This window comes from Kitasatospora sp. NPDC059408 (assembly GCF_042751525.1).
GTDB lineage: Bacteria > Actinomycetota > Actinomycetes > Streptomycetales > Streptomycetaceae > Kitasatospora.
Genome location: NZ_JBHYWI010000012.1, coordinates 46,913 through 71,566 on the forward strand (window position 1 = coordinate 46,913; position 24,654 = coordinate 71,566).

At 73.9% G+C, this 24,654-nt stretch carries 25 protein-coding genes; 13 read left to right on the top strand and 12 right to left on the bottom strand.

The window, feature by feature from the left end; all coding sequences use genetic code 11:
• The first annotated feature begins 53 nt into the window (after nucleotides 1-53).
• From ACFXDE_RS10865 to ACFXDE_RS10875, 3 genes are all read left to right on the top strand, one after another.
• Nucleotides 54-635, top strand: coding sequence for a TetR/AcrR family transcriptional regulator (locus ACFXDE_RS10865; RefSeq protein ID WP_380437709.1), 582 nt, complete (start codon nucleotides 54-56; stop codon nucleotides 633-635).
• 82 nt (nucleotides 636-717) lie between these two features.
• Complete coding sequence (locus tag ACFXDE_RS10870) at nucleotides 718-1,965, top strand: MFS transporter (protein WP_380492950.1); 1,248 nt, start codon at nucleotides 718-720, stop codon at nucleotides 1,963-1,965.
• Nucleotides 1,962-2,858 carry an MBL fold metallo-hydrolase gene (locus ACFXDE_RS10875; RefSeq protein ID WP_380492952.1) on the top strand — a complete coding sequence of 299 codons (897 nt, stop codon included), beginning with the start codon at nucleotides 1,962-1,964 and terminating at the stop codon, nucleotides 2,856-2,858. Before ACFXDE_RS10870 ends, ACFXDE_RS10875 begins: the two co-directional genes overlap by 4 nt.
• A 19-nt stretch (nucleotides 2,859-2,877) precedes the next feature.
• Here ACFXDE_RS10875 and ACFXDE_RS10880 read toward each other — a convergent pair whose 3' ends face one another.
• The gene (locus ACFXDE_RS10880) at nucleotides 2,878-3,966 is read right to left on the bottom strand and encodes a polyprenyl synthetase family protein (protein ID WP_380492954.1); all 1,089 of its coding nucleotides are present in this window, start codon (nucleotides 3,964-3,966) and stop codon (nucleotides 2,878-2,880) included.
• A 296-nt stretch (nucleotides 3,967-4,262) separates the two neighbouring features.
• On the opposite strand from ACFXDE_RS10880, the gene ACFXDE_RS10885 reads away from it, so the two are divergent.
• From ACFXDE_RS10885 to ACFXDE_RS10925, 9 genes are all read left to right on the top strand, one after another.
• The gene (locus tag ACFXDE_RS10885) at nucleotides 4,263-5,246 is read left to right on the top strand and encodes a metal ABC transporter solute-binding protein, Zn/Mn family (RefSeq protein WP_380492956.1); all 984 of its coding nucleotides are present in this window, start codon (nucleotides 4,263-4,265) and stop codon (nucleotides 5,244-5,246) included.
• 48 nt (nucleotides 5,247-5,294) lie between these two features.
• Nucleotides 5,295-6,194 carry a metal ABC transporter ATP-binding protein gene (locus ACFXDE_RS10890; RefSeq protein WP_380492958.1) on the top strand — a complete coding sequence of 300 codons (900 nt, stop codon included), beginning with the start codon at nucleotides 5,295-5,297 and terminating at the stop codon, nucleotides 6,192-6,194.
• Nucleotides 6,178-7,095: a metal ABC transporter permease gene (locus ACFXDE_RS10895; protein ID WP_380492960.1), complete on the top strand. Its 918-nt coding sequence runs from the start codon at nucleotides 6,178-6,180 to the stop codon at nucleotides 7,093-7,095. The genes ACFXDE_RS10890 and ACFXDE_RS10895 overlap by 17 nt, the downstream gene beginning before the upstream one ends.
• Nucleotides 7,092-7,952 carry a metal ABC transporter permease gene (locus ACFXDE_RS10900; protein ID WP_380492962.1) on the top strand — a complete coding sequence of 287 codons (861 nt, stop codon included), beginning with the start codon at nucleotides 7,092-7,094 and terminating at the stop codon, nucleotides 7,950-7,952. The genes ACFXDE_RS10895 and ACFXDE_RS10900 overlap by 4 nt, the downstream gene beginning before the upstream one ends.
• 4 nt (nucleotides 7,953-7,956) lie before the next feature.
• A complete protein-coding gene (locus ACFXDE_RS10905; protein ID WP_380492964.1) occupies nucleotides 7,957-8,457 on the top strand; it encodes a Fur family transcriptional regulator in 501 nt (166 codons plus the stop codon).
• 198 nt (nucleotides 8,458-8,655) lie between these two features.
• Nucleotides 8,656-9,666, top strand: a complete 1,011-nt coding sequence (locus ACFXDE_RS10910; protein ID WP_380492966.1) for a permease — start codon at nucleotides 8,656-8,658, stop codon at nucleotides 9,664-9,666.
• A complete protein-coding gene (locus ACFXDE_RS10915; protein WP_380492968.1) occupies nucleotides 9,663-10,520 on the top strand; it encodes a TIGR03943 family putative permease subunit in 858 nt (285 codons plus the stop codon). The genes ACFXDE_RS10910 and ACFXDE_RS10915 overlap by 4 nt, the downstream gene beginning before the upstream one ends.
• Nucleotides 10,521-10,630: 110 nt before the next feature.
• Nucleotides 10,631-11,455, top strand: coding sequence for a M55 family metallopeptidase (locus ACFXDE_RS10920; RefSeq protein ID WP_380492970.1), 825 nt, complete (start codon nucleotides 10,631-10,633; stop codon nucleotides 11,453-11,455).
• A 128-nt stretch (nucleotides 11,456-11,583) separates the two neighbouring features.
• On the top strand, nucleotides 11,584-12,297 hold the full coding sequence (locus tag ACFXDE_RS10925; protein ID WP_380492972.1) for a hypothetical protein: 714 nt from the start codon (nucleotides 11,584-11,586) through the stop codon (nucleotides 12,295-12,297).
• 59 nt (nucleotides 12,298-12,356) lie between these two features.
• Here the strand turns inward: ACFXDE_RS10925 and zapE are convergent, their stop codons facing one another.
• From zapE to ACFXDE_RS10980, 11 genes are all read right to left on the bottom strand, one after another.
• Nucleotides 12,357-13,433: a cell division protein ZapE gene (zapE, locus tag ACFXDE_RS10930; RefSeq protein WP_380492974.1), complete on the bottom strand. Its 1,077-nt coding sequence runs from the start codon at nucleotides 13,431-13,433 to the stop codon at nucleotides 12,357-12,359.
• A gap of 320 nt (nucleotides 13,434-13,753) precedes the next feature.
• The gene (locus ACFXDE_RS10935; RefSeq protein ID WP_380492976.1) at nucleotides 13,754-14,290 is read right to left on the bottom strand and encodes a hypothetical protein; all 537 of its coding nucleotides are present in this window, start codon (nucleotides 14,288-14,290) and stop codon (nucleotides 13,754-13,756) included.
• Between the two features lie 132 nt (nucleotides 14,291-14,422).
• Entirely contained in the window at nucleotides 14,423-14,797 is a 375-nt protein-coding gene (locus ACFXDE_RS10940) for a hypothetical protein (protein ID WP_380492978.1), read from the bottom strand.
• On the bottom strand, nucleotides 14,790-15,452 hold the full coding sequence (locus tag ACFXDE_RS10945) for a hypothetical protein (protein ID WP_380492980.1): 663 nt from the start codon (nucleotides 15,450-15,452) through the stop codon (nucleotides 14,790-14,792). The genes ACFXDE_RS10940 and ACFXDE_RS10945 overlap by 8 nt, the downstream gene beginning before the upstream one ends.
• 203 nt (nucleotides 15,453-15,655) lie before the next feature.
• Nucleotides 15,656-16,477, bottom strand: a complete 822-nt coding sequence (locus ACFXDE_RS10950; RefSeq protein WP_380492982.1) for an RNA polymerase sigma factor — start codon at nucleotides 16,475-16,477, stop codon at nucleotides 15,656-15,658.
• Nucleotides 16,478-17,016: 539 nt separating this feature from the next.
• A complete protein-coding gene (locus ACFXDE_RS10955; RefSeq protein ID WP_380492984.1) occupies nucleotides 17,017-17,457 on the bottom strand; it encodes a hypothetical protein in 441 nt (146 codons plus the stop codon).
• Nucleotides 17,458-17,501: 44 nt separating this feature from the next.
• Nucleotides 17,502-18,557, bottom strand: a complete 1,056-nt coding sequence (locus ACFXDE_RS10960) for an SCO0930 family lipoprotein (protein ID WP_380492986.1) — start codon at nucleotides 18,555-18,557, stop codon at nucleotides 17,502-17,504.
• 113 nt (nucleotides 18,558-18,670) lie between these two features.
• On the bottom strand, nucleotides 18,671-20,104 hold the full coding sequence (locus tag ACFXDE_RS10965) for an NADH-ubiquinone oxidoreductase-F iron-sulfur binding region domain-containing protein (RefSeq protein ID WP_380492988.1): 1,434 nt from the start codon (nucleotides 20,102-20,104) through the stop codon (nucleotides 18,671-18,673).
• On the bottom strand, nucleotides 20,101-21,066 hold the full coding sequence (locus ACFXDE_RS10970; RefSeq protein WP_380492990.1) for a hypothetical protein: 966 nt from the start codon (nucleotides 21,064-21,066) through the stop codon (nucleotides 20,101-20,103). Before ACFXDE_RS10970 ends, ACFXDE_RS10965 begins: the two co-directional genes overlap by 4 nt.
• On the bottom strand, nucleotides 21,063-22,541 hold the full coding sequence (locus tag ACFXDE_RS10975) for a DUF1996 domain-containing protein (protein ID WP_380492992.1): 1,479 nt from the start codon (nucleotides 22,539-22,541) through the stop codon (nucleotides 21,063-21,065). The genes ACFXDE_RS10970 and ACFXDE_RS10975 overlap by 4 nt, the downstream gene beginning before the upstream one ends.
• An 80-nt stretch (nucleotides 22,542-22,621) precedes the next feature.
• Entirely contained in the window at nucleotides 22,622-23,242 is a 621-nt protein-coding gene (locus ACFXDE_RS10980; RefSeq protein WP_380492994.1) for a DUF4142 domain-containing protein, read from the bottom strand.
• Nucleotides 23,243-23,744: 502 nt separating this feature from the next.
• Between ACFXDE_RS10980 and ACFXDE_RS10985 the strand changes: the two genes are divergently transcribed.
• Nucleotides 23,745-24,650 (top strand): LysR family transcriptional regulator, encoded by a 906-nt coding sequence (locus tag ACFXDE_RS10985; protein WP_380492996.1) that lies wholly within the window; start codon nucleotides 23,745-23,747, stop codon nucleotides 24,648-24,650.
• The last annotated feature ends 4 nt before the right edge of the window (nucleotides 24,651-24,654 follow it).

Consider the following 24,654-nt stretch of genomic DNA (forward strand, 5'->3'; position numbering starts at 1 on the left):
GTTTCAGCCGCCCATCCAACCAGACGCAACTCCTTCGCGTTAGTCTGGACCGCATGAGTGCCCGACCGACCACACGCCCCGGCGGGCGCAGCGCCCGCGTCCAGCAGTCCGTCCACCAGGCCGTCCGCGATCTCGAAGCGGAACTGGGCCGGGACGCCCTCACCGTGCCCCTGATCGCCGCCCGCGCGGGCGTCACGCCGTCCACCGTCTACCGCCGCTGGGGGGACCTGCGGGAACTCCTGTCGGACGTGGCCGTGGAGCGGCTGCGCCCCGACGCCCCGCCGGCCGACCACGGGAGCCTGCGGGCGGACCTGGAGGCGTGGACAGCGCAGTTCGCCGAGGAGATGTCCTCGACGGCGGGCCTCGCGTACATCCGCGACGCGCTGCTGGGCGATCCCGGGCACGGCAACGCGGCGCGCTGCTCCGACTACGCCGCCGAGCAGCTGAAGGCGGTCGGGGTGCGCGCGGCCGGGCGCGGGGAGGCCGTGCCCGACCTGGAGGGCCTGCTGGACGCCGTCGTCGCCCCCCTGATGTACCGGATCCTGTTCCGCCCCTCGGACCTGTCGGCCGCCTACACGGACCACCTGGTGGCGACGGCGCTGGGCCGGATCGCGCCGCCGCCCGCCCTCACGTAAAAGCTAAGAGTTTGCGTTTGAGGGACTGTGAGCCTAGAGTGCTTAATGCAAAGCATTCGCCTTAAGGCTCAGAGGTGCTTCCATGTCCAGCATCACCGCCCTACCGTCCCGTCCCCCTCGCCTTCCCGTGCTGAGCCGCCGCGTCTCCTTCCCGCTCCACGCCTCGGTCCTGGTCGGCCTGCTGGCCGCCTCCAGCGCGCCGACCCCCGTCTACGCGCTCTACCAGGCCGCCTGGCACTTCTCGGCCATGACGCTCACCGTCGTCTTCAGCACCTACGCACTCGCCCTGCTGGTGGCGCTCCTGACCGCGGGAACGCTCTCGGACCACCTCGGCCGCCGTCCGGTCCTCGCCGGGGCGCTGGTCGCCGAAGCCGTCACCATGGCCCTCTTCGCCACCGCCCAGGGCGTCCCGGCGCTCATCGCCGCCCGGATCCTGCAGGGCCTGGCCACCGGCGTGGCCACCAGCGCCGCCGGAGCCGCCCTGCTCGACTTCGAGGACCCCGACCGCCCCGGCCGGGCCACGGCCGCCAACGGCATCACCCCCGTGGCCGGCATGGCGGCCGGCGTCCTGGCCGCGACCGCCCTCGTGCAGTACGCCCCCGCCCCGACCCGGACGGCCTACCTGCTGCTGCTCGCCCTGTTCACCGCCCAGGCCGCCGCCGTCCTGCTCACCCCCGAAACCGCCCGCCCCCACCCCGGTGCCTGGCGCTCCCTGCGCCCCGCGGTCACCGTCTCCCCCGCCTCCCGCCCGGCCTTCGCCCTCGCCGCGCCCGGCATCGTCGCCGCGTGGGCCCTGGGCGGCTTCTACTCCTCCCTCGGCCCCTCGCTCGCCCGGCTCATCGCCCCGCACGCCACCCGCGCCACCGGCGGCCTGGTCTTCTTCACCATGACGGCCGCAGCGGGCCTCGCCGCCCACGCCGCCCGGGCGCTGCCCGCCCGCACCGTCAACCTGGCCGGCACCGCGCTCCTGATCCCGGGCGCCCTGCTCACCCTGAGCAGCCCCCAACTGCACAGCCTGACCGCCCTGTTCGCGGGCACCGCCCTCGCCGGCGCGGGCTTCGGCGCCGTCACCCAGGGAGCCCTGCGCCTGCTGCTCCCCCCGGCCGCCCCCGACGAACGCGCCGGCACCCTCGCCGCCTACTACGTCCTCAGCTACCTCGCCATGAGCATCCCCGCCGTCCTCGCCGGACTGCTCACCAACCTCTACGGCCTTCAGACCGCCGTCGCCGTCTACGCCGCGACCGTCGTCCTGCTGGCCGCCACCGGCCTCACCCACGCCGCGCGGCAGCACCGCCCGGCCCCGCACCCCTCCGGAAGGACCCCCCGATGAACACCGGCTGGAACCTCGGCGACATCACCGTCCGCCGCGTCGACGAGATCGAACTGCCCCGCCAGACCGGCCCCTGGCTGCTGCCCGCCGCCACCAAGGAGGTGCTGGACGAAGCACCGTGGCTGCGCCCCGACTTCGCCGACGCCGACGTCCCCCGCCTGGCGAGCCACGGCTTCGCGCTGGAGGCCGGCGGACTGCGGATCGTCGTGGACACCGGCATCGGCAACGGCAAGACCCGCGCCAACCCGGCCTGGAACGGCCTCGACACCGACTTCCTGGACCGCCTGACGGCCGCCGGCTTCCCGCCCGAGAGCGTCGACCTCGTGATCACCACCCACCTGCACACCGACCACGTCGGCTGGAACACCCGCCTCGACGGCGAGGACTGGGTCCCCACCTTCCCCAACGCCCGCTACCTCACGAGCCGCACCGAATGGGACCACTGGGCCGCCACCGAGCTGGACGAGGCCCGCGCCCAGATGTTCCGCGACTCCGTCCACCCCGTCCACGACGCCGGGCTGTACCACCCCGTCGACGTCCCCGAGCAGGGCCGCGAAGTGGCCCCCGGTGTCCGCCTGGTCCCGGCCCCCGGCCACACCCCGGGCCAGGTCGCCGTGGAGCTGCGCGGAGCCGACCGCCGCGCCCTGATCACCGGCGACAGCATCCACCACCCCGTCCAGCTCTCGCACCCCCACGTGCACAGCTGCGTCGACATCGACTCCGCCCAGGCGATCCGCACCCGCGCCGGGATGCTCGAAGCCCTCGCCGACACCGACGCCCTGCTCCTGGGCACGCACTTCCCGCACCCCACGGCCGGCACCGTCCGCCGCGAGAACGGCCACTACCGCCTCCACGCCGAGCCGGCCGGCCAACTCCCGCCCACGGCGGCCTGATCCAGGCGCCGGCCGCGGCTCACTCGGTGCGCTTGACGCTCCACCTCGGCAGGTACTCGAAGAACGCGACGGCCTCCTCCCGCCACCGCGGACGCCACCCGGCGGCCTCGGTGGCGGCCTCGCGTGCGCGGCGCCGCATGTCCGCCGTCATCTTCTCGGGGACGCCGTGGCGCTCGGCGATGTCCCGGATGGCGGCAATGGCCTCCTCGGTGCAGGCTCCGTCGCCGACTGCGGACTCCACCAGGGCCCGTTCGGAGCCGGTCGCCACCGCCAGGAGGGCGCGGACGGTGTAGTTGCGGCGCCCTTCCCGGATGTCCGCGCCGGTGGGCTTGCCCATGGCGGCCGCGTCGCCGAAGAGGTCCAGGTAGTCGTCGCGCATCTGCCCGCAGATCCCCACCAGCCGGGCGTAGCGCCGCAGTTCCTCGTCGTGGCGGCCCGGTTCGGCGCCGGCGGCGAGCAGTCCCAGCTGGAGCGGCGCGAGGACGGAGTAGCGGGCGGTCTTGTACTCGGCCACGTCGTGCAGCAGGTCCTCGGCCGGGTCCGCGGTGAAGTCCCGTTCCAGGTCGGCGATCTGGCCGGCGAACGTGGCCGACGCCGCTCGCGTCTGCAGCTCCACCATGGCCTGCCGCACCGGGAGCGGGGCCCGGGAGTCGAGGAGGACCCGGAGGGACAGGGCGAGGGCGAGGTCGCCGGCGAGGAGGGCGAGCCCGAGCGCGGCCTGCGGCCGGTCGGGGAACCGGGCGCGGTAGGCGTAGTAGGTGGAGGGACCGCCCCGGCGGGTGGGGCTGTCGTCGATGATGTCGTCGTGGATCAACCCGTGGGTCTGGAGCAGTTCGATGCTCAGCGCGGCGTCGTCGAGCCCCTCCACGGGGTCGGCGGTCACCAGGCGGGCGGCTTCGAAGAGGAGGGCCACCCGCATCCGCTTGCCGCCGCGCAGTGACAGGTCCCGCAGGAGGCCGAGGCACTCCGGGGTGAACCGGCTGGACTTCGGGGCGTCGAAGTCGGCGGCCAGGTCCCGGAAGTACTGCTCGAACCGTGTGCCGAACCGCCGCTCGTACCCGGCGAGGCGGGCCCGGATCTGCTCGGTGAGGACGGCGGCATCGGTCACGGGACGGTCTTCCGTTCTAGGAGGGAACGTGCATCCGGCTTGCGCGGAGCGGCACGGACCAGGGCAGCGGTTCTCATGGCGGTGGTTCGGACACCATGCTCCCCCATCCGCAGCGCGGTCCGAGCAGCCGGTGGCCGGCCGACCCGCACCGCCCCAACGCCAAGACTTGGCAATGATTTCCATCTCAAACTACAAGCCCCTGGTTGTGAAAATCGTTTCCATCTAACGTGGAGGTGTCCACCGGAGCTGGACCCCGCCCACCGGCAGGGCCAGCGGGTTCGAAGGAGCAAGTCCCCATGCGTGCCGCCCCGTCCAGCAAGGCCCGTCCCCGCCCCTTCAGAGTCGTCCTCGGCGCCACCGCCGTCGTCGCCCTCGCCGCCACCAGCGCGTGCTCCACCAGTTCATCGGCGAGGACCGCGGCCGCGGCGGCCGCGGGGTCGAGCAGCGCCGGCGGCGGCTCGAAGGTGATCCAGGTCGCCGCCGCGGAGAACTTCTGGGGCTCGATCGCCGCCCAACTCGGCGGGGACCACGTCAAGGTGACGAGCATCATCACCAACCCGGACACCGACCCGCACTCCTACGAGCCCACCGCCGCCGACGGCCGCACCGTCGCGGGCGCGGACTACGTGATCGCCAACGGGATCGGCTACGACGCGTGGTCCGACAAGCTGCTCTCCGCGAACCCGGGGCCGAACCGGATGACGCTGAAAATCGGCGACCTGGTGGGGAAGAAGGAGGGCGACAACCCCCATCAGTGGTACTCGCACGACAGCGTGTACAAGGTGATCGACCGGATCACCGCCGACTACGAGAAGGCGGACCCGGCCGACGCGCCCTACTTCGACCAGCAGAAGCAGACCTTCACCACCCGGACGCTGGCCACGTACAACCAGCTGGAAGCCGACATCAAGGCGAAGTACGCGGACACCCCGATCGGCGCCTCCGAGTCGATCGTCACCCCGCTCGCCGAGAGCGTCGGCCTGAAGATGCTCACCCCGGAGACGTTCCTCGACGCCGAGAGCGAGGGCACCGACCCGACCGCCGCCGACAAGGCCGCCATCGACCGCCAGATCTCCGGCAAGCAGATCAAGATCTACGTCTACAACTCCCAGAACTCCAACCCTGACGTCGTGGCGCAGGTCAACGCCGCCAAGGCGCAGGGCATCCCGGTCGCCCAGGTCACCGAGACCCTCGCCCCGGCCGACGCCACCTTCCAGGACTGGCAGACCCAGCAGTTGCAGGGCATCGCCGAGGCGCTGAAGGCGGCCACGGGCAAGTGAGCGGGCGGAACGAGCCGGGCAAGTGAACAAGCGGAGGGAGACGGGCACATGAGCATCCATCCGATCGAGAAGGTCCGTACGGGCATCGGGCACACCGCTCCCGCCGGGGAGCCGGTGCTGTCGCTGCGCGACGCGGCCGTGCGCGTGGGCGGGCGGACCCTCTGGTCGGGGGTCGACCTGACCGTCGGGGCCGGGGAGTTCACCGCCGTCCTCGGCCCCAACGGGGTCGGCAAGTCCACCCTCGTCAAGGTCCTGCTGGGAGTCCTCCCGGCGGCGGCCGGCGAGGTGCGCGTCCTCGGCGGCGCGCCCGGCGAGCGCAACGCGGCCGTCGGGTACCTGCCGCAGCGCCGCACCTTCGACGCGGGCGTGCGCATCCGCGGGGTGGACGTGGTGCGGCTGGGCCTGGACGGGGATCAGTGGGGGATCCCCGTCCCGGGCCTGGGCCGGGCCAAGCGCCGGGCCGCCCGGGAAAGGGTCGAGCAGGCCGTCGAACTGGTCGGCGCGGGCAGGTACGCGCACCGGCCGATCGGGCAGTGCTCGGGCGGCGAGCAGCAGCGGCTGCTGATCGCCCAGGCGCTGGTGCGGCGCCCGCGCGTGCTGCTGCTGGACGAGCCGCTGGACAGCCTGGACCTGCCCAACCAAGGTGCGATCGCCGGGCTGTTGGGCCGGATCTGTCACGAGGAGGGGGTGTCGGTGGTGATGGTCGCCCATGACGTCAACCCGATCCTCCACCACCTGGACCGGGTGGTGTACATCGCCGAGGGCGGCGCCGTCGCGGGCAGGCCCGCCGAGGTGATCACCTCCGAGACGCTCACCCGGCTGTACGGCACGCCCGTCGAGGTGCTGCGCACGAGCGACGGCCGCCTGGTCGTGGTCGGGCAGCCGGAGGCGCCGGCGCTCCACACCGACCGGCACGGGAGGGGGGACGCCGATGCCGCTCGCGACTGATGCGTGGTCACCACGCTTCTCCTGGAACCTGGTCGCCGACTTCCAGGACATGTGGTCCTACCTGTCCATGGTGAACGCCTTCCGGGCCGGACTGATCGTGGCCGTCGTGTGCGCCGTGGTGGGCTGGTTCGTGGTCCTGCGCCGGCAGACCTTCGCCGCGCACACGCTGTCCGTCGCGGCGTTCCCCGGCGCCTCGCTGGCCGTCCTGGCCGGCTTCTCCACCTCGCTCGGCTACCTCGGGTTCTGCACCGCCGCGGCCCTGGTGATCGCGGCGCTGCAGCGCGGGGGCCGGGAGGGCGGGGCGGAGGAGTCCGCCGTCACCGGGACGGTCCAGGCGTTCGCGCTGGCCTGCGGCTTCCTCTTCATCAGCCTGTACAAGGGCCTGCTGGAAGGGCCGATGGCGCTGCTGTTCGGCGACTTCCTGGGCATCACCACCGGGCAGGTGGTGACCCTCGCGATGATCGGCGCGGTGGTGCTCGCCGTGCTCGCGGTGATCGGACGCCCGCTGCTGTTCGCCTCGGTGGATCCGGAGGTGGCGGCCGGCCGGGGCGTGCCGGTGCGGCTGCTGGGCACGCTGTTCCTGGTCCTGCTGGGCGCGGCCACGGCCGAGGCGAGCCAGATCACCGGCACGCTGCTGGTGTTCGCACTGATGGTGATCCCCGCCGCGACCGCCCAGCAGCTCACCGCCCGGCCGGGGCTCGGCCTGGTGCTGTCGGTGCTCCTGGGCCTGACCGCCTGCTGGGCCGGACTGATCGCGGCCTACTACCAGCCGTACCCGCTGGGCTTCTTCGTGACGGGCTTCGCGTTCGCCGCCTTCGTCCTCGCCCACCTGGTCCGCCACACCCGCGAGGCCGTCGGCCGCCGCGCGCGGACACCACTCGCGACCGGAGGTGCCGCATGACGTCCGTCGTCACCCAGGCGTTCTTCCAGCACGCCCTGCTCGCCGGGACGTTCATCGCGCTCGCCTGCGGCCTGGTGGGCTACTTCCTGGTGCTGCGCGCCCAGATCTTCACCGGTGACGCGCTCAGCCACGTCGCGTTCACCGGCGCGATGGCCGCCCTGGCCGGCGGCTACGACCTGCGCCTCGGGCTGTTCGCCGCGACCATCGGCGTCGGCCTGCTGATCGGCGGCCTGGGCCGGCACGGGCGCGCGGACGACGTGGTAATCGGCAGCGTCTTCGCCTGGATCCTCGGCCTGGGCGCCTTCTTCCTCACCGTCCACACGACCTCGCGCAGCGGCGCCCGGGGCGGCGCCGGCACCAGCGTCCTGTTCGGCTCGATCTTCGGCCTGCACGGGAACCAGACCGCCGTCGCGGTCGCCATCGCGGGCGCGGTGTGCCTGACCGTGCTGCTGATCGCCCGGCCACTGCTGTTCGCCACACTGGACGAGGCCGTGGCCGCCGCCCGCGGCGTGCCCGTCCGGCTGCTGGGATTCGCGTTCCTCGCACTGGCCGGCGCGTGCGCCGGCGAGGCCACCCAGGCCGTCGGATCGCTCCTCCTGCTCGGGCTGCTCGCCGCACCGGCAGGCGCGGCGATCCGGCTCACCGACCGCCCGTTCCGCGCCCTCGCGCTGTCGGCCGCGCTCGCCGTCGCCGACATGTGGGGCGGCCTGCTGCTCAGCGCGGCGGCGCCGAAACTGCCGCCGAGCTTCGCGATCATGGCCGTCGCCACCGCCGTGTACGCCGCCACCTTCCTGGTCCGCCCGGCCCGGACCGCCGGTCCGGCAACGGCCCGAACCGGCCGTGAGCACGGAGGGTGAGCCGATGACCTCGACGCCGATAGCCGAGACGGAGAACACCGCGCTGACGGAGGCCTTCCGCCGAGCCGCCGCCCGCCGCCGGACCACGCGCGAACAGACCCGGGACGACGGCGGGTTCGGCCGCCTCACCCCGCAGCGCGCCGAGGTGCTGCGCGCCCTCGCCATGTGCGAGGACTTCGTCAGCGCCCAGCTCCTGCACGCCGGACTGCTCGCCGCCGGCTCCCGGGTGGGCCTGAGCACCGTCTACCGCACCCTGACCGCGCTCGCCGCCGTCGGCCGCGCCGACGTCATCCGCGACACCAACGGCGAACGGCTGTTCCGCCACCGGCCGGGCACCGCCCACCGGCACTACCTCGTCTGCCGCGCGTGCGGCCTGAGCCGGTCCGTCGAGTCCGCCGCCGTCGAGGCGTGGGCCGACCACGTCGCCAGGACATCGGGCTTCGCGGACGTGCGGCACACCGTCGAACTCACCGGCACCTGCGCCACCTGCCTCGCGGCCGGCTGACCGTCCGCGGCCGCCACCGGCCGCGCGGACGACCCGCCACTCCCAGGCCCTCCGCTCCCGGGCCCTCCGCGCGACCGGCCCACCGGGACCTCTAGATGAAGATGATTATCAACGCTACTCTATTCCCGCTCCCCACTTGACGGTGAGCAGACAGTTCTCGCCGTCCATCGGCGGCGAGCGGGCTGAGGGGCGGTCACCTTGGTGGAGACGAGTCTCGGCAGCGCCCGGCACCTCCCGGCGGAAGCGGCGGTCACCCCGCCCCGCCGGAGGCCCGCGCTGCCGTTCGGGGTACTGGCGCCAGCGGTGGCCACCGTCGTCCTGGTGCCGGCGTGGGACGCGGGCGTCGTACGGACCTGGCGGACCGTCATGGTCGCCATCGTGGTGCAGGGCGTGCCGTTCCTGGTGCTCGGCACCGTGGTCTCCGCGGCGCTCGGGGCGTTCGTCCCCGAGCGGGTCTTCACCCGGGTGCTGCCGCGCAACCCCGCCCTGGCCGTACCGGTGGCCGGGGTCGCCGGCGCCGTCCTGCCGGGGTGCGAGTGCGCGTCCGTCCCGGTGGCCGGAAGCCTGATGAGACGGGGAGTCGCCCCGGCGGCGGCCCTGGCGTTCCTGCTCTCCGCGCCGGCCATCAACCCGGTGGTGCTCGTCGCCACCGCGATCGCCTTCCCCGGAATGCCGGAGATGGTGCTGGCGCGCCTGGCCGCCTCGCTCCTGACGGCGGTCGTGATGGGCTGGCTCTGGGTGGCGTTCGGCCGGCCGGAATGGCTACGGCTCCCGAAGGGCCCGGCCGGTCACGGCGACGGCTCGCGCAACCCGCTGGAGGAGTTCCGGCGCGGCTTCCAGCACGACTTCCTCCAGGCCGGCGGCTTCCTGGTGGTCGGCGCCGCGGCCGCCGCCACCTTCAACGTCCTCGTCCCGCCGTCGGTGCTGCGCGTCTTCACCGACGAACCCTGGCTGGGCGTCCCGGTCCTGGCGTTCCTCGCCGTGGTGCTGGCGGTCTGCTCCGAAGCGGACGCCTTCGTCGCCGCCTCGCTGACCGGCTTCTCACCGGTCGCCAGGCTCGCCTTCATGGTCGTCGGCCCGATGGTCGACCTCAAACTCGTCGCGCTCCAGTCCGGCGCCTTCGGCCGCGCGTTCGCCGCCCGCTTCTCCTCCGCGACCTTCGTCGTGGCCGTCGGCACCAGCATCGTGATCGGAGGGCTCGCGCTGTGAAGGCCACGCTCCGGGGCCTCGCCCCGTCCCTGCTCGTCGTGCTCGTGGGCGCGGCACTGCTGCGGATCACCCTCGCCGGGGACGTGTTCCTCCAGTACGTCAAGGAGGGCCTGCGCCTTCCGCTCATCGGCTCGGGACTCGTCCTGGTCGGACTGGGCATCGCGGGCGTCGCACGCCGGCTGGCCGAGCGGCACCGGGAACCCGTCCTGCGCTTCGGCCGGGACGCCGAGGGCAACGCCGTCTGGCACCGGCCCGCCACGCACGAAGGGCACGACTCCGGGCACGGGCACGGACACGGACACGACCACGGCCCGCGGGTGGCGTGGCTGCTGACCGTCCCCGCCCTCCTGCTGCTCTGCCTCGCCCCTCCCCCACTGGGCTCGTTCAGCGCCTCCCGCGACGGCACGGACGCCGTCGTCGACCAGGCCGGCTACGCCCAGCTGGCCGCACCCGTGCCCGCCGGCACGCCCGGAGCCACCGGTGACACGTGGACGGACGTGGTCACCCCGATGTCGCTCACCGAGTTCATCGGCCGCAGCCACGACCCGCAGCGGAGCCTGGAGCACCGCAAGGTCCGGCTCACCGGCTTCGTCGCCCCCGGCGCGCAGCCGGGCGAGTGGTACCTCAACCGGCTGGTCGTCAGCTGCTGCGCGGCGGACGCCCGCCGCCTGCGCGTCCTGGTGCACGCCGACGGCCCGCCCCCGGCCACCGACAGCTGGGTGGACCTCACCGGCGTCTGGCACCCCACCCCCGGTACATCGGCCACCGCCGCCCCGCGGATCGACGTCTCCGACCAGCACGGCGTCCCCCAGCCCCGCGCCCCGTACCGGGACGTCCCGCCTTCGGACGGGTAGCCGGACACCGCGCAGCGGCGCCGGGCCGCCTTTCGGGTTCGCCCGCCGGACGCGATGATGTCCGGCGGTCCGACTCGTCCGCGTGGCCACGGCCCTTGAGGAGAACACCCGTGAAGATCTTCATCTCGTCCGACATGGAAGGCACTGCGGGGATCGTCGACTGGGAGCAGTGCCGGCCGACGGGCTCCCAGTACGGCTACTACCGGGAGTTGCTCGAACAGGAGGTCAACGCGGCGATCGAGGGCGCCGCCGCCGCGGGGGCCACCGAGTTCCTGGTCAACGACTCGCACTCCGCGATGTCCAACCTCCGGCCGGACCGCCTCGCGCGCCGCGCCCGCTACCTGTCGGGCCGGCACAAGCCCCTCTACATGATGCAGGGTCTCGACCCGTCGTTCGACGCGGTCTTCTTCGTCTCCTACCACGGCTCGATGTCCGGCGCGGCGTCCACGCTGTCCCACACGTACAACCCGCGCGCGATCGCCGAAGTGCGGCTGAACGGCATCGCGGCCGGGGAGGCGGGCATCAACGCGCTGGTCGCGCTCGGGCACCGGGTGCCGGTCGTGCTGATCACCGGCGACGACGTCACCGCCGGGCAGTTCGAACCGTTCTGCCCCGCCGCCGAGGCGGTCGTCGTCAAGACCTCGGTCTCCCGGTTCGCGGCCGACAGCCTGCACCCGGAGCAGGCGAGGGAGTTGATCCGGGACGGCGCCAACACCGCCGTACGGAACCTCGGGGACGCCGCACCACCCGCGATCGCCCTGCCCGCCACCCTCGCCGTCCGCTTCCGCAACGCCGACCTCGCCGAGATGGCGACCTGGATCACCGGCGTGATCCGCGCCGACGACCTCACCGTGCACATCACCGATGACGACCCCGTCCGCCTCTACCGCGCTTTCGTCACCGTCGTGTTGCTCACCCGGGGAATCGCCGAGTAGCCCTGTCGCGCGCCGCCGTCTCGAAGCGACCGGGCAGAGGACTCGCGGCCTGCCCCGCCCTGGCCCCGGGTCGGAGTGCCGGAAAACCGTTGGACGGACCGGGCGGGGAGTCGTCATGATCCGCAGTCGTGACGACTCCCGAACGCTTCCTGGTCCGGGCCGCCGCCCGCAACAACGCCGAGTGGTGCGCGGCGATGGGCCGATCCCACGGCGTGGCGGGCGAGTTCGGCCCGCACGCCTGGTCCGCGCCGTCCCGCACACCGGTCTACTACCCGGACGCGGTGACGCTGGCGCCGGGCGCCGACGAGGCCGCGCTGGTGTCGCGGATCGACACCGCCGCACCCGGCGCCTCCGTCAAGGACAGCTTCGCCGACCTCGATCTGACGGCGGCCGGCTTCCGGGTCCTGTTCGAGGCGCAGTGGATCCACCGCCCGGCCGGCGCCCCCGCCGTGGCCCCGGATCTCGCCTGGGACGTGGTGGCCGACCCGGACGCGTTGCGCGCCTGGGCACTCGCGTGGGACGACGGGGGCGGCGACGCGGACCTCTTCCGGCCCGAGCTGCTGGACGACCCCGCCACCTCGGTGCTCGCCGCCCGTTCGACCGACGGCCGGGTGGTCGCCGGGGCGGTGGCGAGCCGCAGCGACGAGGTGGTCGGAGTCTCCAACGTCTTCGCACCGAACGGCGGCCCCGACGCGGCCTGGCCGGTCGTGCTGGACGCCGTGACCCGGTTGTTCCCCACCCTGCCGGTGGTCGGCTACGAGCACGGCGACGACCTGGCGGCAGCCGTCCGCCACGGCTTCGAGCCGCTGGGCCCCTTGCGGATCTGGCTGCACGAGCGGTAGCCGATCTTTCTGCGCGAACGCGACGCTCACGCCTCGGCTCCAGCGTGGCCCGAGGTCGCTCAGCGGGCGGCTTCCCGAGCCGGATCGCGGAGGAGGGCGAGGCGGCTGGCGGTGCGGTCGAGGTCGCGCATGAGGGTGGAGTCCGGGGAGAGGCCGACGAGCGGGTCGGCTCCGATCAGGACCAGGCGGACGTCGCGGTCGCAGCAGACGTCGACCAGGTTGGCGAAGCGCCGACGGCCGTCGGGGGAGGCCTCGGTGAGCGGGATGACGCCGTCGAGGACGACGGTGGGGAAGCGGTCGGCGAGCGCGAGGTAGTCGGCGACGGCGGTGAGGCCCTCGCACAGCTCCTCGAAGCCGAACCACACGTGGTCGTCGCGAACCGCCCGGGCCGGCAGCTCACGGTGGTGGGCGGCGACCGGACCCGCTTCCTCGGGCCGGGGCGGGGTCAGACCGGCCGACGTCTCGTCACCGGGGTGGAGACGGGCGCCGAGGGCGAAGCCGTGGCCGCCGTCCGCCCGGGGCCGCTGTCGGAAGTCGACGGGTCCGGAGACGTCCAGCACGTCCATCCGCTCCTCGATCAGCCTGATCGTCGGCTCGAAGAGGTGGTGGTACAGCGGGTCGGGCATCAGGCCGGCGGGCGGGTAGTTGGAGGTGGTGACGAGCGTGATCCGCCGCTCCAGCAGGGTGCGGAGGAGACGGGCGACCAGCATCGCGTCACCCGCGTCGTGGGCGTGGAACTCGTCGAAGACGAGGATCCGGCAGTCTCCGAGGAGCTCGTCCACGGCCCGGTCCACCGCCGCGCCGTCCGCGGGCCGGTTCTCCGTGCCGTGGGCCACGCCCTCGTGCAGCCGGCGGAAGAAGTCGTGGAAGTGCAGCCGCCGCTTGCGCGGGGTCGCCAGCCCGTCGAGGAAGGTGTTCACCAGCCAGCTCTTGCCGCGACCGACCGGGCCCCAGAGGTAGAGGTGCCGCGGACTGCGGCGCAGCCGCCAGGCCGGGTGGGCCAGTTCGCCGGCCAGTCGGCTGAGTCGCTCGACCGGGAGCTCCTGGGCGGGGTCGAGCGTGAATCCGTGCTGCCCGGCTGCCCGCTGGAAGTGTCCGCGCATCGCCTCGTACTGCTTCTGCACCCTGTCCGTCACGGGTCCGGACCCTAGCAGGGCACCGGTATCAGCAAGATCGTCGGCCACACCTCCATGGTCGTGGGGCGCGCCGCGTGGACCGGGGGCGGGGGCGCTCCCACGCAATACGCCGGAGCGCTCCCACGCAATGCGCTCGGACGAACACGCCCTCACACGAACGACACCCGACCCCCGCAGAAGTCTCGCGTCGGCCGGGTGTCGCAAAGCGGTCCGGTCTGCGTACGCTCGCATCCCGATCCGATCCGGTCCGGCCTGTGGGCGGCATGGCAGTCACCGCCGGGATCCCGGTCATGCCGCGCCTACGGAAAAGATCCCATGAGTTACTGCACCCCCTGCCGACGCCACCTCAACGGCGCGCTCTCCTGCCCCGGCTGCGGCCGGGCCGCCGAGGCCACGACCGGGGAGGGTGCGGGCCGGGAACCCACCCGGCCGGTCGAGGTCCCGTCCACCGCGCCGTCGCGCCAGTCGGCACGACGGTCGGCCCGGCGGCGGGCCGGCCGGGCGCGGGGCCGGGTCCTGGCGGTGTCGGCGGCCGGGGTGGTGGTCTGCGGGCTGGCCACCGTGCTGCTGGCCGGCGGCAACTCGGACGGTGCGGTGACCCCGGCCTCCGCCGGCACCGGGTCACCGTCGCAGAACAACGCGCCGATCCCGGCCGCCCCGGCCGCACCGGCATCGGCCACCACGGCCGCGGCCACCGCCCGCCCGCAGCCGTCGGCTTCCAGCACCCGGCCGAAGCCGTCCAGCAGCACCACGTCCGCCGCGGCGTCCCCCTCCGGCCCGCCCACGTCCGCCGCCGCGCCCCCTCCCCCGGCGGACCCGCCCGCGAAGCCGGCCCCCAGCACGACCACGCCGAACACCGGCCCCGCTCCCCAGCCCTCCCCCACCCAGCACCCGACCACCCCGCCGGCCACACCTGGCTGCAAACCGTTCCTGTTCTGGTGCACCTGAGCGTTCTGGTGCACCAGAGCGACAGCGCGCCCGGGAGGTGTTCAGGCCCGGTACGTGAACCGGCCGAGGTAGTGCAGAGCGGTGCCGTGCGGGGTGGTGACGACGTTGGGGGCGAAGACGCAGATCGCGGCGTCGGCCGGCTCGGTGGACTCCACCTGTGACAGCCACTGGTCGGCGTACGAGGCCCCGCGCAGGAGCACCTCGGGCACGACGGGCGCGCAGTGGCCCTCGTCCCGGGCGTGAACGGCTTCGACGCACATCGGTTCGAGCTCGGCGATGCCGGCCTCCGCCATGAAGGCGGACGGCGTCGCGCCCCCGTTCTCCGACCACTCCGGGTCGACGTGGTCGCGGATGTCCTCGAACGACGGGAACCGACCGCGGGAGAGGAAGACGTGGACGACGCCGGCTTCAGTCACCCGACGATTGTCGCCCACCGCCGACGGGTTCGCCGTGGTCACCTCCGTGGGCCGCCTGCTCCCGCCAGCGGGCCCGGTGGAAGATCGGCTCGACGGCGACCACGCAGAACGCGTGCATGGGCCGGTTCGTGCCCTCGGGGTCGAAGAAGCCGACCATGTCGCCGAGAAGGCTCTCGCCGTGCTGGTGGACGCGGCTGTCCCGGGCCACGCGGTCGCCGACGGCGGTGAGCCAGTCGCCCATCCAGAACAGGAGTTCCGCACGGGCGGTGATGACGATCGTCGCGGCGTGCTCGGTGAAGCGGGCGGGGTGACGATCGGCTCGGCGGCGGACGTCGTCGGGGCGGTCGGGCGGTCGCGCCGCCGGGGCGGTCACGCTCAAGGGCACCGGGGCGCGACGCATCCGGCGCCGTAGTTCGGGCCAGTCGGAGGGCCGCAGTTCGGTGTCATCACGAGCCAGGAGCACCGGCAGCGGATGGGTGTCGCGGTCCCCGAAGGTCATCGATCGGGCATCCGGCGGGACCGGGACGTGCACCGCGCTGTGCGGACTCGTCGCGGCGACGCGGAACAGGGCGCCGAGCCGGAGCAGATCGGCGCGGCTCGCGTTCAGGTACCCGACCTGGTGGTCGGGCGGGTACACGCACGTGTTGCGGAGCATCGGACCGGCGCTCAGGATCCGGCTGAGCCGGGTTCCGGGAGCGGCGACGGGATGGCTCGTCACCCGCAAGCGCATCCGGCCGTCGTCACCCCCCATGCGCCAAGTACAACACGCGCGGCGAGTGGCCTCACACTCCTTTTGCGGGCCCCGGGGGTGCCGCCGGCCTCCTCGGGCCTCCTGGCGGCGACGTGCCTGTACCGGGCTCAGCGCGCGCTCACCGGCACGGCCCGGAGCGGCACCAGGGTCGACGTCCCGAGGCTGGAGTTGGCGCGGCGGAACTGTTCGGCGACCCGTCCGCAGCCGGGGCACTCGCGCAGGTGGCGGGCCAGCTCGCGGCCCCGGCGGCGGCCCGGCCGGCGGGCGTCGCCGGTCAGCACCGACGTGAAGTACCGGCACTCCTTCCCGGCCCCCTCGCCCTCGTGCGCGCTCAGGTAGGCCTCGCGCAGCCCCGCGCGGGCGCGGGCCGCGAGGGAGCGCACACCGCTCGGGGTCATGCTCATCCGCTGGGCGACGGTGGCGGCCGACTCGCCCTCCACGACGAAGAACCACAGCAGCACCTGCCACCGCTCGGGCAGGGCGCGGTAGGCGCCGGCTATCAGGGCCGTCTCCTCGGCCGCGAGCAGCGCGTCGTCGGTCCCGGCCTCGTCGGCCAGGCACTCCGCCCACGTGTGGAAGTCGGCGGCCAGGACGATGCGGTCCCGGGTCTGGGCGCTCCACTCCATGGCGGTGCGCCGGACGCAGGCCTGGAGGTAGGGGCGCCAGGCGTGGCGCGGGCCGCGGCCGCGGGCCACGGACTGGTAGGTGCTGGCGTAGGCCTCGGCGGCGAGGTCCTGGGCCGTCTGCTGGTCGCGGCAGAAGCGGCGGGCGTAGGCGAGCACGGCGCCGTGGTGCCGGGTGAACACCTCGGCCATGACTTCCCTGATGCGCGAACCGCCGGCCGGGGCCGGCACGGTGAGCACCTCCGCGAGTTCGGCGTCGCTCAGGTCGCTCAGTCCCGGTTCGCGGGTGCTGGTCAGCAGGGTCACCTGGTCCTCCTCGGCTGTGGCCTTCGTCCGGCGGGGATTCCGCGGGCCCGGCCGGTGTGGCGGCAGCAGGGGCCCGCACGGGGGAACCGCCCGGACGAAGGACGCGACGGCGGTCCGGTGCCGGGGCCGTCGGGACGGTGTGGCGGGAAGGGCCACAGCACACCAGTCCCACGGGTTTCCGGGCAACTGTCCGAAAACCTCCGCGCGGCCGGTGATTCCGGATCCGAATGGGGGAAATCCGTGTGCGGGGCGGCGGACGCGCCCGGGGTGGCGCCGGAGCCGCCCCGATGACGCGCGGCGGCGCCCCCCGGCACCGTGGCGAGGTCTCGTCAAGCGCGGCGGCCACGGATAACAGAAAAGGTCATACGGCATTCGCATGAGTGAACGGGCCTGCCCCGACGGATTCATGACACTGTGCCAGTTGTCGTGCGCCGAATGCGGCTTGGCACACGTGTCGAACCGGTGAACAACGGGGCGAGGGTTCCCACCGGCCCGACACCGGTGGGAACCCTCGCCCTGTCGTTCGCTGTTGTCGCCGGTCACCCACCTCCCGTGTGTGCGTGCCCGGTGTGGTCGGCGCCGTCGACGACCGTGCCGCCGAGCAGCCCGTGCAGGAGGTCCGCGGTGGTGTCGGACAGCACGACCACCCACGCGTCGCCCACGAGGTACGAACCCCCGTACGCCTTGGCCTCCTCGATCCAGGCGTCCTTGGCGCGCGGCGTCGGGAAGGTGGCGATCCAGATCTCCTCGTCACCGGAGGTGCACAGGCCCTGGCGCAGGTCCGCCGCGTCGGTGGTGATCTCGGCCGTGCAGCCGATCCGCCGGGCCAGGGCCTCCACGGAGTTCCCGCCGGGGCCGGCCGTCGGCGCCGACGGCACCGTCTGCGCGGCTCCGGCCAACCCGCCGTTGCCCCAGAGGAGTTCGACGGACCCGAGCGCGAGCAGGAGGATCAGCGCGGCCCATTGGAGCGCGGTGCGCACGCGCCGGCTGTTCCCGGCCGGCCCGAGGGCGACGCCCGGGATCCTCACTTGCCCGTCGCCGGCTTGCCCTGCGGGTTGATGGCCGTCCAGAGGCCCCCGGCCATGCCGTTGCCGAGGGCGTCGCCGTAGCCCTTGTCGCCCGAGTAGACGTACGCGGGCGTGCAGTTGATGCTCAGCTGCCAGGTGCCGTCCGGGCGCTGCATCTTGCCGACGAGCTTCGGGTCCACACCCTGGATCTTGGCCGGGTCCACGGGCGCCGCGGGCATCCACGTCTTCAGGCAGTCACCCTCGCAGTTGGAGCGCATGGGCCAGGCGGTGTCCTTCCCGAAGTGGTACAGGGTACGGCCGTTGGCGTCCACCATGATCGGGCCGAGCTGCGGGTGGGCGAAGATCGAGAGCTGCAGTCCGGCCGGGGGCTGCTGGGTCGGCTGCGGCGTCGGGGCGGCGGTGGCGGTGGGCGCCGTCGTGGCCGTGGCCGTCGCCGACGGGGTCGCCTGGGCACCCGCGCCGGTGGCCTTCGACCCGTCCGGCGCCAGGGCGTGCCAGGTGCCGCCCACGCCCTCGCCCTTGGTGTCGCCGGGCGCGCTGTCCTGCGCGTAGCGGTAGGCCGGCCAGCCGCCGACCGTCAGCTGGTGCGTGCCGTCGGCCCGGACGATCTCACCGAGCTTGGCCGAGTCGATGCCGGTGCCGGCCATGGTGCTCGCGTCCTTGATGACGGGCGGCCAGGTGGTGGCACACCCGCCGGAGCAGTTCGACATCGGCGGCCTGGCCGAGTCCTTGTCGAACCGGTAGAGCGTGAAGCCCTGGCCGTCCGTCAGGACGGAGCCCAGCTTCTCGTCCACCCGGACGGCCAACTGCCCGCCGGGCGAGCCGCTGCCGGCCGACGAGGGCGAGGCGGAGGCGGACGCCCCGTAGTCGCCGTAGGAGCCGTAGGCCCCGGCCGGAGCCGGCGCCGTCGCACCGGCCAGCTGCCCGGGGTCGGTGGGCCCGGCGGACGGGTAGGCGTTGCCGCTGCCGTTCCCGAAGGCCGCCATGAGCACGAGGCCGGCCAGGAGGAGGCAGAGCGCCACCAGGCCGTACCGCTTCGTTGTCGTCGTCAAGGTATTCCTTGCCTTTCCATCGGTGGAGCCTGGTGTTTCGGGGAATTGCGAGCCCGGAGCGCATGGGTCCGGGAGTGGCGGAGGCGCACGCGGGCCTCGGGCCAGGCGGCGGCTCACTGGATCCGCAGCGCCAGCGCGGGACACCGGTCGACCGCCCTGGCCGCCTGCTGCAGCAACTGCGGCGGGACGGGCATCACGCCGGCGGCGGGGAATCCGTCCGCCTCCAGGCTGATGACCTCGGGCAGGACGCTCGTGCACAGCCCGTGGGCCTCGCAGAGCGTCCAGTCCACGACGATGCTTCCGGCGCTCTCCACGGCCGGCATCGGGAGCACACCCTGGACGGGGCGGCCGCAGCCGTACCGGTGTGTGTGCAGTTGGAGGTCCTCGTCGAAGACCTCCAGGGCCGAGGCCACGAACCGGGAGGCGGCGTCGGGGTGACTGCACGCCCCCCGTCCGGTGACCGCCCGCATCCGGGTCTCGACCGCGTCCAGGGCGGCCCGGCCGCCCCGCACCACCTCCTCCAGTGCTCTGACCAGCGCGGGCAGCCCGAGGTAGCACGGCCCGCACTGGCCGGCCGTCTCATCGGCCAGCCAGCGGGCGACCCGGAGCGCCTCGCCCAGCGGGCACGTCGTGTGCGGCAGCGGCAGGATCGCGCCGGCGCCCAGGGCCCCGCCGAGGCTCCGGAGCGACTCGCGCGACACCTCGGCCGCGGCGGCGGCCACCGGGGTCAGCCACGTGCCGTGGTAACCGCCGGTCAGGACGCCCTGCCCGACGTCCAGGCCGAACATCGCGAGCAGCTCGCCGAGCGGGACGCCGGTGGGCGTCTCCACCACCCGCGAGCCGGCGAGGGTCAGCAGGACCGTCCCGGGCTCCGACGGCGTGCCGACCTCGCGGTACGGCAGCGCCCCGAGGCGGGCCGCGACCGCGAGCTGCGCGTAGGTCTCGGCGTTCGACAGCAGGGTCGGCACTCCCCTGACCCCGCTGTCGCTGGTCCGGACGCCGCCGCCGCGCGGGAGGGCGATCCCGCTGGTGATGCCGCGGGCCAGCGCGCTCCCCTCGCCCGAGACGAACCGCTCGGGGAGCCGGGCGACGGAGACCGGCAGCCGGGTGGTCCGCCGCTCGGCCAGCGCCCTGCGCAGCGACTGCTCGGTGTCGGCCCGGGTGACGCCGACCGTCACCTGCTCCGCGTCCAGGGCCTCTGCCGCCAGCAGCGCCCCGTCCAGGACGAGGTGCGGCGTGCGCAGCAGGAGCGCGGCGTCCTTCAGGCAACTCGGTTCTCCTTCCGTGCCGTTGACGACCACGACCGGACGCGTGCGGCGGCGGGCGGCGGCCTTGACGACGGCCCGGAGCTTGCGGGCGAACGGGAAGCCGGCCCCGCCCCGTCCGCGCAGGTCGACGTTCTCGGCGAGGTCGGCCAGCTCGTCGGCCGGCAGCGCGGGCATCCCGCCGTGGACGACCAGGTGGGCGCGGTGGTCCAGGCGCTCGTCCCGCTCCAGGCCCGCGAACAGGACCGGCCGGCCGAGCCAGGCGATCGGTGCGCCGCTCATCCGTCCCGCCACCGCCGTCCGGCGCCGGCGCCGCCCTGCGGTCGGCCCGCCGCCCCCTCCGTCCGGCCGGGGCCGCCCGGACGGAGGGGACCGAGCGGACGGACGGGTGCGCCGGGCCTGCGCTTGTTGCCGCCGTCCCGGAAGACCAGCCGCAGCCCGAGGGCGATGATCACGCCGACCACGGCCACGCCGTAGAGGACGGAGACCCACGAGGCGGGCAGCCGGCCCGCGTGCAGCCCGTGGTAGAGCGCGGCGCCCCACGCCGGGTAGGCGCACATGTGGACGATCCGCCACCGGCGCGCCGCACCGGTCCTGGCCAGCAGCCCGCGGGCGGCCCCGGCGAGGGCGACGGCCAGGAGCAGGTAGCCGGCCAGGGCCCCCAGGCCCAGGACCACCGGCCGGTGCGGGTCGGCGAACGGGACGAAGGCCGCGAGCGCGCCGATCCGGTCCTGGATCAGGTTCATCCACACGTGCAGGACGAGGAATACCACTCCGGCGACGCCCATCGCCCGGTGGATCGTCTGGGCGGCCAGCCGGTGGACCGGGTACAGCAGCAGCCGGTCCGTCGCCGTGAGCCCCCACAGGACGGCGGAGGTGAAGGACACCAGGGTGATGACCCCGGCGGCCACGCCGAGGAACGCCTGCAGCGCGCCGTTCACCATCACGGCCGTCAGCCCGAGCCCCGCCGCCAGCAGCGGGAGGAACCGCCACGCCCGGTGTGTGACCGGGCCACCGGGCTCGGGCCGGCCTTCGGCGGTCCCGTCCGGCGTCCGCTCCCCGACGGCGGCGCGGCGCGCCTGGCGCGTCCGGTCGGCGCGGCCCGTGCGGCTCGCGTGGCCCGAGCGGCCCGCGTGCCCCGCCCGGCGCGGCCGGCCCACCGGCGCCGGTCCGGCGGCCGAGTGCCAGGCCAGGCGGCCGTCCTCCGTCGACATTGCTGAGCCCTCCGGGCTGGTGTGGGTCATCCGCAGCGACGCCCCTCGTTGATGCAGGTCGCCATCTGGTCCAGCAGGTCCCGGGACATCACGTTGATGAAGTCCCCGTGGTCCGTGATCGGGTTGTGGAGCTGCTCGGGGAAGGTGTCGACGGCGAAGCGCACGCCGGTCGGCACGTCGTAGGCGATGCGCTGGGTCAGCCGGGGGATCGCCCGGAAGTTCCGCGGGCAGCTGCCGTCCGCCCGCGAAAAGGCGGTGTGGGTGCGGTGGTTGGCGCTGTCGGTGTTCCGGCCGTCCCAGCAGTCGGGGAACTTCAGGGTCCGGACGACCCGGCTGCCGTCCGGGCAGATCGGGTACTTGTCGGCGAGCTGGCGGTCCTCGAAGCCGGTGCAGCTCCACGAGGCGTGGGCGTTGGCCGGGCCGTTGGTGAGCGCCTTGGCGTCGCCGGTGATGATCCGCAGGAAGCGGGTCATCGGCTGGACCCTGTTCCCGGCGGCGGAGTCGTAGGTGATCCCGACCTCGGCGGGCTGGAGGATGCGTCCGACGTTGCGGTCCTTCCCGCCGCCCGGCGCCCTCGCGTCCTTCTCCGCCTGACCGTCGAGGACCCGCAGCACCGGCCAGTAGTAGGCCGACTGGTCCCCGTTGGAGCAGGTGGTGCCGGCGTTGGCGAGCCTGCCGTTGGTGGAGAACGCGTCCGTGACGAGGTTCCCGACGTAGTCGTGCATGTGGTGGGCGCCGTTGCTGACCCCGGGCGCCACGATCACGTTGTCGGGGTTGAGGTGGCGGTTCTCGTTGAGCCCGCACTCCGAGGTGAAGGTGCCGGTGGCCGGCCCGGTGCGGGTGGGCCTGGCGGTGTTCGGGGTGACGGTCCTGATGTCGACGAAACCGCGCCCCAGGGCGGACCGTCCGCCGCTCGACAGGTTCCTCGGCCCGGCCGCGCCGTTCTGCCCGGCCGCTCCGTTCTGTCCGGTGACGCCGTTCTGTCCGGCCGCGCCGTTCTGCCCGCCGTCGCCGCTCCCGCCGTCGGGGGCGTAGTCCTGTGCGGAGGAATCGACCACCAGGTCGCGCCGGATCGCGCAGGTCGCCAGTCCGGAGACGTCCTCGGGCAGGCCGGAGTCCGGGCCCGCGCTCGCGACGAGCTTGCGCAGGGTCGCCGTCCGCTTCCCGGCCAGCTCGCCCATGACCTGCTGCTCACCGCCGCCGGAGCCCGGCTCGGCGAGGCTGCGGTACGCGTCCGCCACCTGGACGTCGAGGTCGGCGAGGTCCTGGTCGACGTCCTGCTGCGCGCTCTCCGGCACCGAGGCCAGGGCCGTGCCGACGTCCGCGCAGGCGACCGTGCCCGGCCGGGCCCCGGCCTGCTGGGCAGCGGCCCCCTGCGACCGCGACGGCCGCTGCCCGGCGAACGCGGCCGCCGCGAGCGCCGAAGCGCCGGTGACCGCCAATATCCCGGCCAGCAGGAGGGCGAACGCCTTCCGCCTGGCCTTGCCGCGTTTGTGAATCCTCATGTCGCATCCTCGAAACGGGATCGGGCCTGCCTGGCAGGCCGTGGAAAGCGTTGTGCTGCCGCGGTGTCCGGGCAGGGTTTCTAGTGCTGCGTCGCCGGCCCGGAACTCGGCGCCGGGCTCGGGCCCTGGCTCGGGCCCTGACTCGGAGCGGACGTGCCGGACGGCGGTCCGGAAAGGTCGCCGAATTTCACCAGCCCGGTGTTCTCCAGGACCGTCATGTGGTCGAGCACGGTGGAATTCGCCGTGGTCGCGAGATCGCGGACGGTGGAATTCTGGGTCCCGGCGCGCACCTGGGCGACCACCGCGAAGACCTGGCCGTGGGCGTTGCGCACGATGTTCGCGAACAGCCGGTCGAAATCGGGCCCCTGGGCGTCGTCCAGCTGTTTCAGCCACGCCTTCTGCTGGTCGGAGGGCTCGTCGGGCAGGCCCAGGCCGAGGGTCCTCGCGACGTCCACCACGGCCCGGTCCAGATCCGTGTGCCCGTCGATCAGGTGCTGTCCCGCGGTCCTGACCTCGGGCGTGCCGCCCTTGGCGACGGCCATCCGGCCTGCGGGGATCTCCCACAGCCCGGCCAGCCGGACCCGTTTGACGAAGTCCCGGTCGAGCGGTGTCAGCGGCCCGGACGCCGTCTGCAGGGTCGCCACCGCGACCGGGGACGGGTCCGCCCGCGCGGCGGTGCGGTACGAGCCTGCCGATCGCACGATCGGAACCGCCAGGGCCGTACCCGTGAACAGCACGGCCACGATCACGAGCAGGGTGGCGAACCACCGCGGAAGTCTGGTCGCCCCGGGTATTCCGTAAACCGCCGTTCCGGGTTCGCGTTTCTTCCTCGAAGATGACATCGGCTTCCTCATCGCGCCGGGATTCCGTTCACCGTCACCGGGCGGACGGTTCGGCGGCGACCGCACCGCGGAACCTCCCGGGAACCACCGGCCGCTTGCGGGCCGGTCACCGTGGAAAGAGGCCGAACCCGGGGATCCGTCCCGCGACTTTGCTCATCCTTTACCCCGAGCGCGCCGGGACGCCGCACCGGAGCGCCATTCCCGACGCTTGTTCGACAATCCGTCAGCATGTGCGAACCATGTGCGGAAGGCCACTGTGGCGCGGGGCCCGGGAGGCGGTAGATTGCCGTACCGGTCGGTACCCCAGGGCGCCGCACCGGCCTGGTGTCCCCCCTTTCCGTCCGGACGCGAGCGAGGCCATGTGCGACTGAACCTCAATCAACTGGCGGTGTTCGCCAAGGTCATCGAATGCGGCGGCTTCTCGGCGGCGAGCCAGGTCCTGTTCCTGAGCCAGTCGTCCGTCTCGAAACAGGTACAGAACCTGGAAATAGCCCTGCGCACCCAGCTGGTCGACCGGTCCGGCCCGAAGATCCGCCCGACGCTGGCCGGTGAGGTCCTGCTCGCGCAGTCCAAGGAGGTGCTCGCGCTCGCCGACCAGGCCGTCGCGGCGGTCCAGGCCGCGGCACTCCTGCTGGAGGACCCGCTGGTGATCGGCAGCACGAGCACCGTCGCCGCGCACTTCCTGCCGTCCGTCCTGCTCGAACTGCGGCACCGGGCGCCCGAGGTGCGCTTCGGCCTCGTCGTCGACGGCGCCGACCGGCTGGCGACCGCGCTGGAGGAGGGCCGGATCGGCGTCGCGCTGAGCGGCGGCCCGCTGCCTCCCGGGCGCTACCGGTCGGAGCGCCTCGCCGACGACGACATGCTGCTCGCCTGCCCGGCCGGTCATCCGCTGGCCGGACGGAACGTCACGCCCACCGACCTGGCGGACGAAACGTTCCTGCTGCGCGAGGCCGGCTCGGACACCCGCCGTCAGCTGACGGACCTCCTGCACGCCTGGGAACTGTCCGGCGCCCGGACGCTGGAGCTCTGGGGCACCGACGGCATCAAGGAGGCCGTACGGATCGGCCTCGGGGTCGGGCTGGTGGCGCGCCGGTCCGTCCGACTGGAGCTCCGGCACGGCGTCCTGGCCGAACTGCGGATCCACCCGGCGCCCGGACACCGGACCGTGACGGCCGGCTCGACGCTGGCCCGGCCCCTCACCGCGTACGAGCAGATGCTGCTGCTGGTCCTGCGGGACAGCACCGCCCGGGCGACCGCGGAGGCGTGATCCC

Bases quoted from the DNA above. Each gene is read 5' to 3' on its own strand.
- ACFXDE_RS10885 (WP_380492956.1), top strand. From the start codon at position 4,263: ATGCGTGCCGCCCCGTCCAGCAAGGCCCGTCCCCGCCCCTTCAGAGTC.
- ACFXDE_RS10945 (WP_380492980.1), bottom strand. From the start codon at position 15,452: ATGCTCCGCAACACGTGCGTGTACCCGCCCGACCACCAGGTCGGGTAC.
- ACFXDE_RS10970 (WP_380492990.1), bottom strand. From the start codon at position 21,066: ATGACCCACACCAGCCCGGAGGGCTCAGCAATGTCGACGGAGGACGGC.
- ACFXDE_RS10875 (WP_380492952.1), top strand. From the start codon at position 1,962: ATGAACACCGGCTGGAACCTCGGCGACATCACCGTCCGCCGCGTCGAC.
- ACFXDE_RS10890 (WP_380492958.1), top strand. From the start codon at position 5,295: ATGAGCATCCATCCGATCGAGAAGGTCCGTACGGGCATCGGGCACACC.
- ACFXDE_RS10905 (WP_380492964.1), top strand. From the start codon at position 7,957: ATGACCTCGACGCCGATAGCCGAGACGGAGAACACCGCGCTGACGGAG.
- ACFXDE_RS10965 (WP_380492988.1), bottom strand. From the start codon at position 20,104: ATGAGCGGCGCACCGATCGCCTGGCTCGGCCGGCCGGTCCTGTTCGCG.
- ACFXDE_RS10900 (WP_380492962.1), top strand. From the start codon at position 7,092: ATGACGTCCGTCGTCACCCAGGCGTTCTTCCAGCACGCCCTGCTCGCC.
- ACFXDE_RS10895 (WP_380492960.1), top strand. From the start codon at position 6,178: ATGCCGCTCGCGACTGATGCGTGGTCACCACGCTTCTCCTGGAACCTG.
- ACFXDE_RS10865 (WP_380437709.1), top strand. From the start codon at position 54: ATGAGTGCCCGACCGACCACACGCCCCGGCGGGCGCAGCGCCCGCGTC.
- ACFXDE_RS10870 (WP_380492950.1), top strand. From the start codon at position 718: ATGTCCAGCATCACCGCCCTACCGTCCCGTCCCCCTCGCCTTCCCGTG.
- ACFXDE_RS10975 (WP_380492992.1), bottom strand. From the start codon at position 22,541: ATGAGGATTCACAAACGCGGCAAGGCCAGGCGGAAGGCGTTCGCCCTC.